The following is a 16,745-nucleotide window of genomic DNA, read 5'->3' on the forward strand; positions in this document are numbered from 1 at the left end:
CAACCGGGGTGGCCATCGCCGGTGCTGATTCGGCTTTTCCTGACGATTCGGCTTCCCGGCGCGGCATGTCGACTGGAAGACCATGAAGCTGCGCGACCTCATAGGTCAGGATGTTTTGGGCAATGATGCCGCAATCGAGCCCGCTGTCGCAGCGCTCGAAGTGACCGGCGTTGCGCTCGACAGCCGCGTGGTCAAGCCCGGCGATCTCTTCTTTGCGCTGGCAGGCAGCAAGACCGACGGCGCTCGCTTCATCGATGCCGCAATTGCCGCAGGCGCAGTCGCCGTGGTCGGCGACCACATGCCGGCCACCTGCGAGGTTCCGTTCATCGCGGTGGCCAATCCGCGCCGCGCGCTGGCGCTGGCCGCGGCAAGATTCTTCCCGTCGCAGCCCGCGACGATCGCCGCGGTCACCGGCACCAGCGGCAAGACCTCGGTCGCAGCGTTCACCCGCCAGATCTGGGAGCGGCTCGGGCATGCCTCCGCCAGCATCGGAACCATTGGTCTCGTCTCGCCGAAGCGCACGGTCTACGGCTCGCTGACGACGCCGGATCCGATCGCGCTGCACCGGCAGTTAGATGAGATCGCGCGCGAAGGCGTCACGCATCTCGCCTTCGAGGCGTCCTCACATGGGCTCGACCAATATCGCCTCGACGGCGTGCGCGTCTCCGCCGGCGGGTTCACCAATCTGTCGCGCGACCACATGGATTATCATCCGACCGTCGCGCATTACCTTGCCGCAAAGCTCCGCCTGTTCCGCGAACTGGTGCCGCCTGATGGCGCTGCCGTGATCTCCGCCGATCACGACTGCTCGGCGGAAGCCATCGATGCCGCTAAGTCGCGCGGGCTGCGCGTGATGGCGGTCGGGCGCAACGGCGACGGGGCAGGCGAGGGCATTCGCATCACCGAGGCCGTGGTCGAAGGTTTCTCGCAGAAGCTTACGGTCGAGCATCGCGGCAAGGGTTACGCGATCCGGCTGCCGCTGGTCGGTGAGTTCCAGATCGAGAATGCGCTGGTCTCGGCCGGCCTTGCCATCGGCACCGGCAGCGATGCCGCAAACGTGTTTGCCAGCCTCGAGCATCTCGAAGGCGCCAAGGGCCGGCTCGAGCGCGTCGGCGAGCGCAACGGCGCGCCGATCTTCGTCGACTATGCGCACAAGCCCGATGCGCTGGCGAAGGCGCTCCAGGCGCTTCGTCCCTATGCGAAGCGCAGGCTGATCGTCGTGTTCGGCGCCGGTGGCGATCGCGATGCCGGCAAGCGTCCGATCATGGGCGAGATCGCGGCCGGGAACGCCGACGGCGTCATCATCACCGACGACAATCCGCGCAGCGAGAAGCCGGAGGCGATCCGCGCCGCGATCCTCGCGGCGGCGAAGGGCGCGCGCGAGATCGGCGACCGCGCCGAGGCCATTCGTGTCGCGATCGAGGAACTCGAAGACGGCGATGCGCTGCTCATCGCCGGCAAGGGCCACGAGACCGGGCAGATCGTCGGCAGCGAAGTGCTGCCCTTCAGTGATCACGAGGCGGTTGCCGCCGCACTAGCGTCGAGGGTTGCATGAGCGCGCCAATTTGGACGGTTGCCGAGGTGGCGCGTGCGCTGGGAGCCGCCGGATCCTTTCCGGACACGCCGATCGACTTCGTCACCCAGGACAGCCGCCTGGTGAAGCCGGGCAGCCTGTTCGTCGCTCTCAGCGGCACGCCGAGCGGCGGCTTCATCTCGGCCTTCGCCAGCGCGCGCGACGGCTGGGAGTTCGCGGACAAGGCGGAAGCCTCCGGCGCGGTCGCGATGATCGTGCCGCACGAGATCGCGGGCATTCGCATTCCCCAGATCGTCGTGAAGGACACGCTGATCGACGGTCTCTGGGGCCTCGCGCGCGCCGCACGCGCGCGCTTCCACGGGCCGGTGGTCGGCCTCACCGGCAGCGCCGGCAAGACCAGCACCAAGGAGTTCCTGGCGGCCTATCCCGGCGCCTATGCCAGCCCGTCGAGCTTCAACAATTTCTGGGGCGTGCCGCTGACGCTGTGCAATGCGAAGGCAGACGCCAGCCTCTGGGTCGTCGAGATGGGCATGAACCAGCGAGGTGAAATCGCGCGGCTCAGCGAACTCACGCGGCCGACCGTCGCGCTGGTCGTCAACGTCCAGCCCGTGCATCTGGAAAAGCTCGGCTCGCTCGAAGCCATCAGGCGCGAGAAGGTGTCGATCGCGCTCGGCCTGCCCGAGGACGGCGTGCTGGTGCTGCCCGCCGGGATCAAGGCGTCGGAGTGGAAGGGCAAGGTGGTGCGCTTCGGCGAGCATGCCGAGGTGCACGAGGTCGCGCACGCGCCGCACGGCGAGAGCTGGCAGGTCGTGGCCATGATCGGCAAGAAGGAGATCGCCTTCAGCCTGACGCCGGGCGCGCCGCACCGCGTCCAGAATGCGTTGGCCGCGCTCGCCTCGATCCGTGCCGCGAACCTCGATGCGGCGACGCTCGCGATCAAGCTCGACCGGGTCGGCATCATGACCGGCCGCGGCGTCGAGCAGGCGGTCGGCGGCATCACCGTGATCGACGACAGTTTTAACGGGAACCCGGCCAGCGTGGCGGCTGCGCTGCAAAGCCTTCAGGCACGCCATATGACCGGCGGTCGCCGCATCGCGGTGCTCGGCGACATGCTGGAACTGGGCGATGACGCACCGGGCTATCACACCGGCCTCACCAAGTATCTCGAAGGCATCGACGGCGTCTATTGCGTCGGCCCCCTGATGCGCCACCTCTATGACGTGCTGCCATCAGGCAAGGGCCTGGGCTGGCATGACGATCCCGCCACGTTGAAGCCAGGCGAGATCGCAAGCCTGCTGCAGGCAGGCGACGTCGTGGTTGTCAAGGGCAGCAAGAAGATGTTCTGGGTCAACAAGTTTGTGCCGGGCCTAGTGGCCGCCTTGCAGGCAAAGGCGTAAACTGCTTGGAAGGCGCTGTTCCCAATCCCACCGTTTGCGGCACCAAGCCATCCGTTGTCCCAGAGGTCGCCCGACCCATGATGAAGCGAATGCGCGTAAGGCATGGTGAGGCCAAGGGCCAAGACCGCGTGCGAAAGGCGCCATAGGACCGTCTGAATGTTTTACTGGCTGATCGAACTCTCCAATACATTTCCGATCCTGGGTGCGTTTCGCACCCTCCTGAACGTTTTCCGCTACATCACCTTCCGCACCGGCGGTGCCATCGTCACCGGCGCGCTGTTCGTGTTCCTGTTCGGGCCCTGGATCATCGACCATTTGCGCATCCGCCAGGGCAAGGGCCAGCCGATCCGCGCTGACGGGCCGCAATCGCATCTCAGCAAGAAGGGCACGCCCACCATGGGCGGCCTGATGATCCTGTCCGGCCTCACGGTCGGCACCGTGCTGTGGGCCAATCCGCTCAATCCCTATGTCTGGATCGTGCTCGCCGTGACGCTCGGCTTCGGCTTCGTCGGCTTCTATGACGATTACCTCAAGGTGACCAAGCAGACCACGACCGGGTTCGGCGGCAAGCTCCGCCTGCTGATCGAGGCGGCGATCGCGTTGGTCGCCTGCTACGCGCTGGTGCGCCTGAATCGCGATCCCGCGTCGACCGCACTGACGATTCCCTTCCTGAAGGACACCGTGCTGCATTTCGGCTGGTTCTTCGTCGTGTTCGGCGCCTTCGTCATCGTCGGCGCCGGCAACGCGGTGAACCTCACCGACGGCCTCGATGGCCTCGCCATCGTGCCGGTGATGATTGCGACCGCGAGCTTTGCGATGATCGCCTATCTCGCCGGCAACGCCGTGTTCGCCGATTATCTGCAGATCAAATATGTCGCCGGCACCGGCGAGCTCGCCGTGCTCTGCGGCGCGCTGCTCGGGGCCGGTCTCGGCTTCCTCTGGTTCAACGCGCCGCCGGCCTCGATCTTCATGGGCGACACCGGCTCGCTCGCGCTCGGCGGCATGCTGGGCGCGATCGCGGTCGCGGTGAAGCACGAGATCGTGCTCGCGGTGATCGGCGGCCTGTTCGTGCTGGAGGCGGTCTCCGTCATCGTGCAGGTGGTGTCGTTCAAGCTGACGGGCAAGCGCATCTTCCGCATGGCACCGATCCATCACCATTTCGAGCAGCTCGGCTGGACCGAGCCGCAGATCGTGATCCGGTTCTGGATCATCTCGGTGATGCTGGCGCTCGCCGGCCTCTCGACGCTGAAGCTGCGGTGATGATGCTCGCCGTGCTTCCCTTTTGCTGTCATTCCGGGGCGACGCGTCAGCGTCGAACTATGGTGCGCAATTGCGCACCTGAGAATCTCGAGATTCCGGGTTCTCGCATCGCGAGCCCCGGAATGACAGAGGCCCAAGCATGATCCCCGTCACATCCTTTGCCGGCAAGACGGTCGCCGTGTTCGGCCTCGGCGGCTCGGGGCTCGCCTCCTGCCACGCGCTGAAGGCTGGCGGGGCCGAGGTGGTCGCCGCCGACGACAATGCCGAGAACGTCGCCAAGGCCGCGCAGGCCGGCTTCATCACCGCCGACTTGCGCAACGTCTCCTGGGCGAACTTTGCCGCCCTCGTGCTCGCGCCCGGTGTGCCGCTCACCCATCCGGTGCCGCACTGGAGCGTGCTGAAGGCGCGCGAAGCCGGTGTCGAGGTCATTGGCGATATCGAGCTGTTCTGCCGCGAGCGCCGTCGCCACGCGCCGAACGCGCCGTTCGTCGCCATCACCGGCACCAACGGTAAGTCGACCACCACGGCGCTGATCGCGCATCTGACCAAGGTCGCGGGCTACGACACCCAGATGGGCGGCAATATCGGCACCGCGATCCTGTCGCTGGAGCCGCCGCGCATGGGCCGCGTCCACGTCATCGAGATGTCGTCCTACCAGATCGATCTCACGCCCTCGCTCGATCCCTCCGTCGGCATCCTGCTCAACGTGAGCGAGGACCACATCGATCGTCACGGCACCATCGCGCATTATGCCGCGGTGAAGGAACGCCTCGTTGCGGGCGTGCAGGCCGGCGGCACCTCGATCGTCGGTGTCGACGACGGCTATTGTCGCGATGTCGCCGACCGGCTCGAGCGCGCCGGCAAGACAGTGGTGCGCATCTCGGTCAAGAACCCGCTCGCCTCCGGCATTTATTTCGAGCACGGCAATATCGTGCGCGCCTCGGGCGGCGCCCGCAGCGAGGTCGCCGCGCTAGGCGGCATCGGGTCGCTGCGCGGCCTGCACAACGCGCAGAACGCGGCCTGCGCCGCGGCCGCCGCGCTCGCGATGGGCATCAGCCAGGACGTGCTGCAGAACGGCCTGCGCAGCTTTCCGGGCCTCGCGCACCGCATGGAGCAGGTCGGCCGCCGCGGCAACGTGCTGTTCGTGAACGACTCCAAGGGCACCAACGCGGACGCCGCCGCGCACGCGCTGTCGTCGTTCGCCGACATATTCTGGATCGCCGGCGGCAAGCCGAAGGCGGGCGGCATCACCAGCTTGACCGGCTATTTCCCGCGCATCCGAAAAGCCTATCTGATCGGCGAAGCCGCGCAGGAGTTTTCGGGCACGCTGGGCGCAGTCGCGCACGAGATCAGCCAGACCCTCGACGTCGCCGTCGAGCACGCAGCGCGCGACGCGGAAGCCTCAGGCCTCACCGACGCCGTCGTGCTGCTGTCGCCGGCCTGCGCCTCGTTCGACCAGTACCGCAACTTCGAAATCCGCGGCACAAAGTTCCGCGAGTTGGTGCAGGAGCTGCCGGGTGTGAAGCCGGTGGTGTGAGGCGCGCTGCTTCCCCAATCTCCGCTGTCATCGCCCGCGAAGGCGGGCGATCCAGTATTCCAGAGACGGGGCTTGAGCCGAGAGGCCGCGGCGTACTGGATGCCCCGCCTTCGCGGGGCATGACGGACATTTGTGGAGGCGGCTGAGATCATCTCAAAACATCCACGATTCATTAACCCCCCGGTAACCAACCTCGGCGACCAATGGACGGACCTCTGTCCGAAAGCGGCCGCCCATGCTCTCCCGTGAAGAACGCACCCCCTTTTCCGAGTGGTGGTGGACCGTCGACAAGCCGCTGATGGGCGCCATCCTGGCGCTGATGCTGACCGGCGTGATCCTGTCGCTGGCGGCGAGCCCGCCGGTTGCGACCCGCATCGGGCTCGATCCGTTCCATTTCTTCAGCCGCCACGTGATGTTCCTCCTCCCGTCCTGCCTGGTGCTACTCGGGGTGTCCTTCCTGTCGCCGCGCGCGATCCGCCGCTCGGCGCTGATCATCTTCACCGTCAGCATCATCCTGATCGTGGTGACGCTCGCGATCGGTCCCGAGGTGAAGGGCTCGCGGCGCTGGATCACGCTGCTCGGCGTCAACATCCAGGCCTCCGAGATCGCAAAGCCCTCCTTCGTCGTCATCGCGGCCTGGCTGTTCGCGGAATCGACCAAGCGGCCGGAAATGCCGGCGACCTCGATGGCGCTGGTGCTGCTGTTGATGCTGGTCTCGCTGCTGGTGATGGAGCCGGACTTCGGTCAGACCATGCTGATCCTGATGGTGTGGGGCTCGCTGTTCTTCATCGCGGGCATGCGCATGATCTGGGTGTTCGGTCTTGCAGGCGCCGCTGCCGCGGGCCTGTTCAGCGCCTATCTGTTCGTCCCGCACGTCGCCGGCCGAATCAAGCGCTTCATGAACCCGGCTTCGGGCGACACCTTCCAGGTCGATATGGCGATGGAGGCCTTCTACAACGGCGGCTGGCTCGGCCTCGGACCGGGCGAGGGCATTGCCAAGCGCAGCCTGCCGGACAGCCACACCGACTTCGTGTTCGCGGTCGCCGCCGAGGAGTTCGGCATCGTTCTGTGTCTGGCCATGCTGACGCTGTTCGCCTTCGTCGTCATCCGCACGCTGTCGCGCGCCTATGCCAATGAGGACATGTTCTCGCGCTTCGCGGCCTCGGGACTTGCCATCCTTTTCGGCGTGCAGGCGGCGATCAACATGTCGGTGAACCTGCAGCTCATCCCCGCCAAGGGCATGACGCTGCCGTTCATCTCCTATGGCGGCTCCTCGATCGTCTCGCTCGCCTATGGCGTCGGCATGATGCTGGCGCTGACACGGCTGCGTCCGCGCACCGAGGTCGAGGCCAGCGGCCACGCCGAGGCGATGCGGAGTTACGCGTAGTCACTCTCGTGTCCCGGACGCGCGGAGCGCGAGCCGGGACCCAGAATGCCGCGAGAATGGGCCCCGGTTCAGCAGCGCACCACGCCGCCAAGTGCGGCGCGCTGCGCTGCGCCCGGGGCACGAGCCCCCGGTAGTTGGCTCGCAATGGCCCCCCTTTCCCTGTAAATACGGCGCCCATGGACACCTCCCCCCTGATTCTTCTCGCCGCGGGCGGCACCGGCGGCCATCTGTTTCCGGCCGAGGCGCTCGGCGTCGAGCTGATCCGGCGCGGCTTTCGCGTCCGCCTCGTCACCGACGAGCGCGCGCTGCGCTATAGCGGGCTGTTCAGCAAGGACATGATCGACGTCGTCAGAAGCGAGACCGCGCGCGGCCGCAATCCGTTCCAGCTCGCCTATGCCGGCCTCACGCTCGTCGTCGGCACGCTCTCCGCCTACGGCCTGATCAGGCGATTGAAGCCGGCCGCCGTCGTCGGCTTCGGCGGCTATCCGACGCTGCCGCCGCTCGTCGCCGCGAAGTTCGCCGGCGTCCCCGGCATCATCCACGACGCCAATGCGGTGCTCGGCCGCGCCAACCGCTTCCTGTCCAGCCGCGTCCGTGCCATCGCGACATCCTTGCCCGGCGTGCTCGATCGCGATCCGTCGCTGTCAGGCAAGACCACCACGGTCGGCACGCCGATGCGGCCCGCGATCCTCGCGGCAGCTGCCGTGCAATACACTGCGCCCGAATCCAACGGTCCGCTGCGCCTGCTCGTCGTCGGCGGCAGCCAGGGCGCGCGCATCATGGCCGACATCGTCCCGGGCGCGATCGAGCGGCTCGAGCCTGCGCTGTGGAGCCGTCTCATCCTCACCCAGCAGGTGCGCGACGAGGACATGGCGCGTGTCCGCGCGGTGTACGACAAGCTCAAGATCAAGTTCGAGCTCGCGCCGTTCTTCACCGACTTGCCGGCGCGGCTCGCCTCCAATCATCTGATCGTGTCGCGCTCTGGCGCCGGCACCGTTGCCGAGCTTGCCGCAATCGGACGGCCCTCGATCCTGGTGCCACTGCCGGGCTCGATCGACCAGGACCAGTTCGCCAATGCCGGCGTGCTGGCCAAGGTCGACGGCGCCATCCGCATCCCGCAGGCCGAGTTCACCTCCGACCGCCTCGCCGCCGAAATCTCAGCCTTCGCCGCCGAACCGGCGCGCCTCGCCGCCATGGCCGCGGCCGCAAAGGGGGCAGGCCGGCTCGATGCCGCCGAGCGGCTGGCCGATCTGGTGGTCAAGGTCGCGGGAATCTGACGCGAAAAAGCCCTTGTCTTCGTCTTCCAAAGCGGGGCATCCAGTAGGAAGGGCGCGCGGCTGATTTGGCCGTGACCTTCGCCAGCTGCCGCCTTTCCGGCGGCAAGGTCAGGGAACAGAGCATGAGACTGCCGCGCGAGATCGGACCCATCCACTTCGTCGGGATCGGCGGGATCGGCATGAGCGGCATCGCCGAGGTGCTGGTCAATCTCGGCTACGCCGTGCAGGGTTCGGACGCCTCCGACAATTACAATCTCGATCGCTTGCGTAAGAAGGGCGCAAAAGTTTCGGTCGGCCACAAGGCCGAGAATGTCGATGGCGCCGAGGTCGTCGTGGTCTCCACCGCGATCAAGCGCGACAATCCGGAGCTGATGGCGGCGCGCGAACGGCGCATTCCCGTGGTGCGCCGCGCCGAGATGCTGGCCGAACTGATGCGCCTGAAGAGCTGCGTCGCCATCGCCGGCACCCATGGCAAGACCACGACGACCACGATGGTCGCAACGCTGCTCGATGCCGGCGGGCTCGATCCCACCGTGATCAACGGCGGCATCATCAACGCCTACGGCTCCAACGCGCGGCTCGGCGCCGGCGACTGGATGGTGGTGGAGGCCGACGAGAGCGACGGCACGTTCCTGAAGCTGCCGACCGATGTCGCGATCGTCACCAATGTCGACCCCGAGCACCTCGACCACTTCAAGACCTTCGAGGCCGTGCAGGACGCGTTCCGTCACTTCGTCGAGAACCTGCCGTTCTACGGCTTTGCCGTGATGTGCATCGATCACCCCGTGGTGCAGAGTCTCGTCGGCAAGATCGAGGACCGGCGCATCATCACCTATGGCGAGAATCCGCAGGCCGACGTGCGGCTGCTCGATCTCACCCCGATGGGTGGCGGCTCGAAATTCAAGGTCGCGTTCCGCGATCGCAAGACAGGCGCCGTGCACGAAATCGCCGATCTCATGCTGCCGATGCCGGGCCGCCACAACGCGTCCAATGCGACGGCCGCGATCGCGGTCGCGCGCGAGCTCGGTGTCTCCGACGACGCGATCCGCAAGGCGATCGCGGGCTTCGGCGGCGTCAAGCGGCGCTTCACCAAGACCGGCGAATGGAACGGCGTTACCGTGATCGACGATTACGGCCACCACCCCGTCGAGATTGCGGCGGTGCTGAAGGCGGCGCGGGAATCCACCAACGGCAAGATCATCGCCGTGGTGCAGCCGCATCGCTACACCCGCCTGCAATCGTTGTTCGAGGAATTCTGCACCTGCTTCAACGACGCCGATGCGGTTGTTGTCGCCGACGTCTATGCCGCGGGCGAGGCGCCGATCGACGGCATCGACCGCGATCATTTCGTTGCGGGCCTGCGCGCCCATGGTCATCGCGAGGTGGTCCCGCTGCCGGCTGCGACGGAACTCGCCGGCATCGTCAAGGGACTTGCGAAGTCGGGCGATCTTGTCGTGTGCCTCGGCGCCGGCAACATCACGCAATGGGCGTATGCACTGCCCGGCGAATTGAAGGCGCTGGGGTAGGGCAGTGAGCTTCCCCGACATCACACCCTCGCTCAAAGCCGCGATGCCCAAACTTCGGGGCCGGCTGCTCGCCAACCAGTCGCTGGCCGAGCTCACCTGGTTTCGCGTCGGCGGTCCTGCGCAGGTGCTGTTCACGCCCGCGGACGAGGACGATCTCGCTTACTTCCTCGCGCATCTTGCCTCCGACATCCCCGTCTATGTCATCGGCGTCGGCTCCAACCTGATCGTGCGCGATGGCGGCATTGCGGGCGTGGTGATCCGTCTTGCGCCGCGCGCCTTCGGCGAGGCGACCGCGAGTGGCGACATCGTCACCGCAGGCACTGCCGCGCTCGACAAGCGCGTGGCGGAGGTTGCGGCGTCCGCCAATATCGGCGGGCTCGAATTCTATTTCGGCATTCCCGGCACCATCGGCGGCGCCTTGCGCATGAATGCGGGCGCCAATGGCGGCGAGACCAAGGACGTGCTGATCGAGGCGCGCGGCGTTGGTCGCGACGGCACGAAGCACGTCTTCTCCAACACCGAGATGAAATTCGTTTACCGCAACAGCGGCGTCGATCCCTCCATCATCTTCACCTCCGCGCGCTTTCGCGGCGAGATCAGGGATGCAGATGCGATCCGCGCGCGCATGGCCGACGTGCAAAGCCACCGCGAGAGCGCGCAGCCGATCCGCGAAAAGACCGGCGGCTCGACCTTCAAGAATCCGCCCGGCCATTCCGCCTGGAAGCTGGTCGATGCCGCCGGCTGCCGCGGCTTGCGCGTCGGCGGCGCGCAGGTCTCCGAGATGCACTGCAATTTCCTGATCAACACCGGCGATGCCACCGCGCACGACATCGAGACGCTCGGCGAGACCGTGCGCGAGCGCGTGAAGGCGAATTCCGGAATTGAGCTGCACTGGGAAATCAAGCGGATCGGGATTCCCATTTAACAGTCATTCCGGGGCGCCCGAAGGGCGAACTATGGTGCGCAATTGCGCACCTGAGAATCTCGAGATTCCGGGTCTGGTGCTTGCGCACCATCCCGGAATGACGAAATGCGAGGAAACATGCGCATCACCATCCTCTTCGGCGGCTCCAACCGCGAGCGTCTGGTTTCGGTCGCCTCGGCGCAGGCGCTGCATCAGGCGCTGCCCGAGGCTGATCTCTGGTGGTGGGACGTCGAGGACAAGGTGCATGTGGTGCAGTCCAGGCAGCTGCTGGAGCATGCGCGCCCGTTCGAGGACGAGTTCAAGCCGGGCACATCGGGCATTCCGCTCGCGCAGGCGCTCGACCGGGCCAAGGCGGAAGATCGCGTGCTCGTGCTCGGCCTGCATGGTGGAAGCGCGGAGAACGGCGAATTGCAGGTGATGTGCGAGGCGCGCGGCGTGCCGTTCACCGGATCTGGTTCGGCCTCCTCGCATCTCGCCTTCGACAAGATCGCGGCCAAGCGTTTCGCTGCGCTCGGCGGCGTGACGCCGCCGGCCAACGTCGCGCTCGATGACATCGACGAGGCCTTCGCCGAATATGGCAGGCTGATCGCAAAGCCTGCGCGCGACGGGTCGAGCTACGGCCTGATCTTCGTCAACGCCAAGCAGGATCTCGTCGCCGTCCGCAATGCGGCCAAGCATGAAGAGTACGTGATCGAGCCCTACATCGCCGGCGTCGAGGCGACCTGCGGCGTGCTGGAGCGCACTGACGGCTCGATCATCGCGCTGCCGCCGATCGAGATCATTCCGGGCGAGGGCAATTTCGACTACGCCGCGAAATATCTGTTGAAGTCGACCCAGGAGATCTGCCCCGGTCGTTTCGCCCCGGAGATCACCGCCGCGCTCAAGGAGCACGCGATGCTGGCGCACCGGGCGATGTCCTGCACCGGCTATTCCCGCTCCGACTTCATCGTTTCGGACAGGGGCCTCGTTTACCTCGAGACCAACACGCTGCCCGGGTTGACCAAGTCCTCGCTCTACCCCAAGGCGCTGAAGGCGGAGGGCATCGCGTTCGTCGATTTCCTGCAGGGCCTGGTCGAACTCGCCGGGCGAGGCGTGCGGAAATAATTAGGACTGGTTAACGGCCGGACGGGCGAAACGGCCCGGTTTGGGGTCCAAATCCGGTAAAATGCCGGACATCGCGGCATAAATGCCTCACATGGCTGGGCAAAAAGCGCAAGTCGTTAACGAATTTTACCTTTTGTTTACCAGGACATCCGAAGGTTAACGCTGGCGGCGCATATGGCGCTTTGGCTGCCGGCGCGTGAGCTGTGGTGGGTGATGTCACCTCCAGCGAACGCTTTGAAGGGGAGAGGCTTCTTCTGCTGAAGACCAGCACCCGGCCCGGCACCGAGACGTCATGTTCGCCAGGATCCGCGCGATGTCGCGGGCAAACTGTTGACGAGCTCGTGCAATGGATGGAGCAGGAAGCCTCACCCGGTCGCTTTTCAGATCGCTGAGGCCCCAAGCTGACCTGAAGGCAGCCGCTATCGGAGCGGTCGTGCTTCTGCGCGAGTGGGTGCAGGACAAGCGCGACGAGAAACGCGCTGCCGCGAAGAGCAAAGCCAAGGCCAAGCCGGTCGTCGAGCGCGAGCCGCCGCCGCGCGTGGTCGCGCTGGTCGAGCGCTATGCGCCGCGCCGGGTCGGGATCACCATGACCGTGCTGCTGCTGCTCGGAAGCTGCGGCTTCGGCATCGTCAAGGGCGGCCACCTCCAGGACTTCATCACCGCGGTCAGCGACGCCCGCAACGCCATGGCCAATTCCGCCGGCTTCCGCATCACCTCCGTGGTGATCAACGGCCGCAAGCAGCTGACCCAGGACGAGATCCTCGCCATCGGCGGCGTCAGCGGCCGCTCCTCGCTGCTGTTCCTCGACGCCGACGCCGTGCGCGACAAGCTCAAGGCCAATCCCTGGATCGCGGATGCGACCGTGCTGAAGCTCTATCCGGGCCAGCTCATGATCGAGCTCACCGAGCGCAAGGCGTTCGCGCTGTGGCAGGAGGGCGGCCGCCTCTCCGTCATCGCCGACGACGGCGCCGTGCTCGAGCCCTATGTCTCGCGCCGCTTCCTGTCGCTGCCGCTCGTGGTCGGCAAGGGCGCCGACACCCAGGCCCGCGATTTCCTGGCGCTGCTGGCGCGCTATCCGCAGGTCAATGCGGTGACCAAGGCCGCGGTCTATGTCGGCGAGCGGCGCTGGAACCTGAGGCTGAAGGACGGCCTCGACATCCGCCTGCCCGAGCAGGACGTCGGCAACGCGCTTGCGATGCTGTCCAGGCTCGACAAGGAAGACAGGCTGTTCTCCCGCGACATCGTCGCCGTCGACATGCGCCTGCCGGATCGGCTGGTGGTGCAGCTGTCCGACGACGCCGCCAAGGCGCGCGAAGACCAGTTCAAGGACAAGAAGAAAAAGAAGGCCGGGGACGCCGCATGACCGGTCTCGATCGCACCCAGACGCCGAAGACGCGCCAGATGCCGCACAAGCGCGGCGGCCTGGTCGCCTGCCTCGATATCGGCACCAGCAAGATCGCCTGCATGATCGCACGGCTGAAGCCGTCGGCGCCGAGCGAAGCCTTGCGCGGCCGCACCCATGCGGTGGAGCTGATCGGCTACAGCCAGATCCAGGCGCGCGGCATGAAGGCCGGCGCGGTGATCGATCTCGGTGAATGCGAGCAGGCGGTGCGCCAGGCCGTCGCACTGGCGGAGAAGATGGCCAAGGTGCGGGTCGAGTCCGTGCTGCTCTCGGTGTCTGGCGGCCGGCTCTCCGGCCAGCTGGTCGAAGCCGCCGCCGACATCCGCGGCGGCGCCGTGACGCCGGCCGACGTCAGCCGCGTCACCTCCACCGGCATGCGCCACGCCACCGGCGAGGGTCGCACCGTGCTGCACGCGCTGCCGGTCGGCTACACGCTCGACGGCGTCAAGGGCATCCGCGATCCCCGCGGCATGGTCGCGCACCAGTTCGGTGTCGACATGAACGTCGTCACCTGCGACGCCACCGTGGCGCGAAACCTGATGCTCGCGGTCGAGCGCTGCCACATCAATGTCGAAGCCATGGCGGCGAGCCCTTATGTTGCCGGCTTGTCGGTGCTGACCGACGACGAGGCCGATCTCGGCGCGGCCGTCGTCGAAATGGGCGCGGGCACCACCACGATCGCGGTCTATTCCGGCGGCCGTTTCGTGCATGCGGCGGGTTTTGCGGTCGGCGGGCAACACATCACGATGGATATGGCGCGCGGACTCTCCGCGACCATTGCCGATGCCGAGCGAATCAAGACTTTATACGGGACGGTCATCACCGGTGGATCGGACTCGCGTGAGCTGATGTCTGTGCCGACAGCCGGTGACGAGCAGGATCTGCCGCAGATCGTCTCCCGCGCCACCATCGCCAACATCGTCAAGCACCGTGCCGAGGAAATCTTCGAAATGGTCCGGGACCGGTTGAAGGATTCGCCTTTCGCGTCAGAGCCCAACGGCCGCGTCGTGCTCTCGGGCGGCGCCTCGCAACTGACCGGTCTCGTCGAACTCGGAACTCAAATTCTCGGCCGGCCCGTGCGGGTCGGGCGTCCCCTTGGCTTCGGCCGGCTGCCCAACGAGGCGAAGAACGCCGCGTTCGCGGTGCCGGCCGGCCTCCTCGTCTACCCGCAATATGTTCACCAGGAACATGTCGAACCGCGGCATACGCGGCAGCAGGTCAAGACAGGGACCGGCGGTTATTTCGGAAAGGTTGGACGATGGCTACGCGAGGGCTTCTGATGACTCCTTTCCGCAATTTCCCATTTTCACCAACTCCCGCGGCCGCCGGCCGGGGCGAACCCACGCGCGCGTGATCGAGAGGCAACCATGACCATCAGCATCAATGTTCCTGATATTCACGAACTGAAGCCCCGGATCACCGTGTTCGGCGTCGGCGGCGCCGGCGGCAACGCCGTCAACAACATGATCACGGCGGGCCTGCAGGGCGTCGACTTCGTGGTCGCCAACACCGACGCGCAGGCGTTGACGATGTCGAAGGCGCAGCGCATCGTGCAGATGGGCACGGCGGTCACGCAAGGCCTCGGCGCGGGTTCGCAGCCGAACGTCGGCGCCGCGGCGGCGGAAGAGGTGATCGACGAGTTGCGCGATCATCTCTCGGGCGCCAACATGGTGTTCGTCACCGCCGGCATGGGCGGCGGCACCGGCACCGGCGCTGCACCCGTGATCGCCAAGACCGCGCGCGACATGGGCATCCTCACCGTGGGCGTCGTCACCAAGCCGTTCCACTTCGAGGGCGGCCGCCGCATGCGCACCGCCGAAGCCGGCATCAACGAGCTGCACAAGGTCGTCGATACGCTCCTGATCATCCCGAACCAAAACCTGTTCCGGGTCGCCAACGAGAAGACCACCTTCGCCGACGCCTTCGCGATGGCTGACCAGGTGCTCTACTCCGGCGTCGCCTGCATCACCGACCTGATGGTCAAGGAAGGCCTGATCAACCTCGACTTCGCTGACGTTCGCGCCGTCATGCGCGAGATGGGCAAGGCGATGATGGGCACCGGCGAAGCCTCCGGCGACAAGCGCGCGCTGACCGCCGCGGAAGCTGCGATCGCCAACCCGCTGATCGACGATAGCTCGATGAAGGGTGCCAAGGGCCTCCTCATCTCCATCACCGGCGGCAAGGACCTCACGCTGTTCGAGGTCGACGAGGCCGCGACCCGCATCCGCGAGGAAGTCGACCAGGACGCCAACATCATCGTCGGCGCCACCTTCGACGAAGCCCTCGACGGCCTGATCCGCGTCTCGGTCGTCGCCACCGGCATCGAGCAGGCCGCGATCGCCCGCAACAGCCAGGCGACCTCCGCTCCGGTCGCGAACGCTGCGCCGCAGGTGCAGCAGGCTCCTGCAGCTCCCGCCGCGGCCGCCGAGAGCCGTCTCGCCGACCTCACCGCGCGTCTGCGCGCCGACAATCAGCGCCTGGCCGAGCGTGCCCAGAAGCTGGAAGCCCAGACCCCTGCCGCTGCTCCGGTTGCGGCTGCTCCGGTCGCGCCGCGCCAGAACGTCGAGCGCGCGGCGCTCGCCGCCATCGCGGCTGCCGTTGCCGAGGTCCCGCAGGCGCCCGCGCCCCAGACCTATGGCGACGTCACCGTGCGCCCGATCGCGCAGAAGCCGACCCTGTTCCCCGAGCCCGACATGGCCCCGGTCGCGATGCAGGAGCCGATGATGCCCGAAAACTTCATTCCGCCGCAGGCCGAGCGTCCGCCGGTTCGCGCGCCGCGGATGCCGCGAATCGAGGAGCTGCCGATGCCGGCCCAGGCCGAGCTTCGTCAGGCCCGTGGCGAGGTGGAGGAAGAGACCCCGCAGAAGACCCGCCTGTCGCTGCTGCAGCGCCTCGCCAATGTCGGCCTTGGCCGCCGCGACGAGGAGAGCGAGCCGCCGGTGGCCGCGCGCACCACCGGTCCCGCCATGCCGCCGCTCCCCGAGCGCCGGCCGCAGAAGACCGTGGCGCAGCAGATCGCGGCTAGTGAGCCGGTATCGGAGTATGCGCGCCGTCCCGCGCCGCAGGGCCTCGACATGCATGGCCGCCCCGCACCTGTTGCGCCGGCGCCACAGGGTGACGACCATCTTGATATCCCGGCCTTCCTGCGGCGGCAGGCGACCTGAGAATTGTTACAATAGGGCAGACGAAAAAAGGTCCCGGCGACAAGCTTGCCGGGACCTTTCCTTTTCTCCCGGGAATGCCCGGATTGCACAGACAAGCATCTGATTTTAAATCATTAATTATGTATTCGGTGGTTCAGTAAAATCGCCGGCAGCGGCCCAAAACCTCGGCGCAATTTGGTTAAGCCTTGGCGCGAATACGGCAGGTTTGGGGTAACAATCGGTAAAAAACCGT

12 protein-coding genes are annotated in these 16,745 nt (G+C 66.6%); all 12 read left to right on the forward strand.

Annotated features, from left to right (window positions below):
- Positions 1-82: 82 nt before the first annotated feature.
- The 12 genes from ACVJ19_RS18720 (at position 83) to ftsZ (ending at position 16,513) form a co-directional block, all read left to right on the forward strand.
- A complete protein-coding gene (locus tag ACVJ19_RS18720; protein ID WP_453950500.1) occupies positions 83-1,555 on the forward strand; it encodes a UDP-N-acetylmuramoyl-L-alanyl-D-glutamate--2,6-diaminopimelate ligase in 1,473 nt (490 codons plus the stop codon).
- A complete protein-coding gene (locus ACVJ19_RS18725) occupies positions 1,552-2,931 on the forward strand; it encodes a UDP-N-acetylmuramoyl-tripeptide--D-alanyl-D-alanine ligase (RefSeq protein WP_453950501.1) in 1,380 nt (459 codons plus the stop codon). Before ACVJ19_RS18720 ends, ACVJ19_RS18725 begins: the two co-directional genes overlap by 4 nt.
- Before the next feature lie 156 nt (positions 2,932-3,087).
- Positions 3,088-4,191, forward strand: a complete 1,104-nt coding sequence (gene mraY, locus ACVJ19_RS18730; protein WP_453950502.1) for a phospho-N-acetylmuramoyl-pentapeptide-transferase — start codon at positions 3,088-3,090, stop codon at positions 4,189-4,191.
- Between the two features lie 139 nt (positions 4,192-4,330).
- A complete protein-coding gene (gene murD / locus ACVJ19_RS18735; RefSeq protein ID WP_453950503.1) occupies positions 4,331-5,728 on the forward strand; it encodes a UDP-N-acetylmuramoyl-L-alanine--D-glutamate ligase in 1,398 nt (465 codons plus the stop codon).
- A gap of 235 nt (positions 5,729-5,963) precedes the next feature.
- Complete coding sequence (locus tag ACVJ19_RS18740; protein ID WP_453950504.1) at positions 5,964-7,115, forward strand: FtsW/RodA/SpoVE family cell cycle protein; 1,152 nt, start codon at positions 5,964-5,966, stop codon at positions 7,113-7,115.
- Positions 7,116-7,291: 176 nt separating this feature from the next.
- The gene (gene murG, locus ACVJ19_RS18745; protein ID WP_453950505.1) at positions 7,292-8,392 is read left to right on the forward strand and encodes an undecaprenyldiphospho-muramoylpentapeptide beta-N-acetylglucosaminyltransferase; all 1,101 of its coding nucleotides are present in this window, start codon (positions 7,292-7,294) and stop codon (positions 8,390-8,392) included.
- Positions 8,393-8,514: 122 nt separating this feature from the next.
- A complete protein-coding gene (gene murC / locus ACVJ19_RS18750) occupies positions 8,515-9,918 on the forward strand; it encodes a UDP-N-acetylmuramate--L-alanine ligase (RefSeq protein WP_456739409.1) in 1,404 nt (467 codons plus the stop codon).
- Positions 9,919-9,922: 4 nt separating this feature from the next.
- Positions 9,923-10,843, forward strand: a complete 921-nt coding sequence (murB, locus tag ACVJ19_RS18755) for a UDP-N-acetylmuramate dehydrogenase (RefSeq protein WP_453950506.1) — start codon at positions 9,923-9,925, stop codon at positions 10,841-10,843.
- Between the two features lie 117 nt (positions 10,844-10,960).
- Complete coding sequence (locus tag ACVJ19_RS18760; RefSeq protein ID WP_453955159.1) at positions 10,961-11,947, forward strand: D-alanine--D-alanine ligase family protein; 987 nt, start codon at positions 10,961-10,963, stop codon at positions 11,945-11,947.
- A gap of 346 nt (positions 11,948-12,293) precedes the next feature.
- Positions 12,294-13,310 carry a cell division protein FtsQ/DivIB gene (locus ACVJ19_RS18765; RefSeq protein ID WP_453950507.1) on the forward strand — a complete coding sequence of 339 codons (1,017 nt, stop codon included), beginning with the start codon at positions 12,294-12,296 and terminating at the stop codon, positions 13,308-13,310.
- Positions 13,307-14,629 carry a cell division protein FtsA gene (ftsA, locus tag ACVJ19_RS18770; protein WP_453950508.1) on the forward strand — a complete coding sequence of 441 codons (1,323 nt, stop codon included), beginning with the start codon at positions 13,307-13,309 and terminating at the stop codon, positions 14,627-14,629. The genes ACVJ19_RS18765 and ftsA overlap by 4 nt, the downstream gene beginning before the upstream one ends.
- A gap of 87 nt (positions 14,630-14,716) precedes the next feature.
- Positions 14,717-16,513: a cell division protein FtsZ gene (ftsZ, locus tag ACVJ19_RS18775; RefSeq protein ID WP_453950509.1), complete on the forward strand. Its 1,797-nt coding sequence runs from the start codon at positions 14,717-14,719 to the stop codon at positions 16,511-16,513.
- Positions 16,514-16,745: the final 232 nt, after the last annotated feature.

This window comes from Bradyrhizobium sp. USDA 376 (assembly GCF_054063675.1).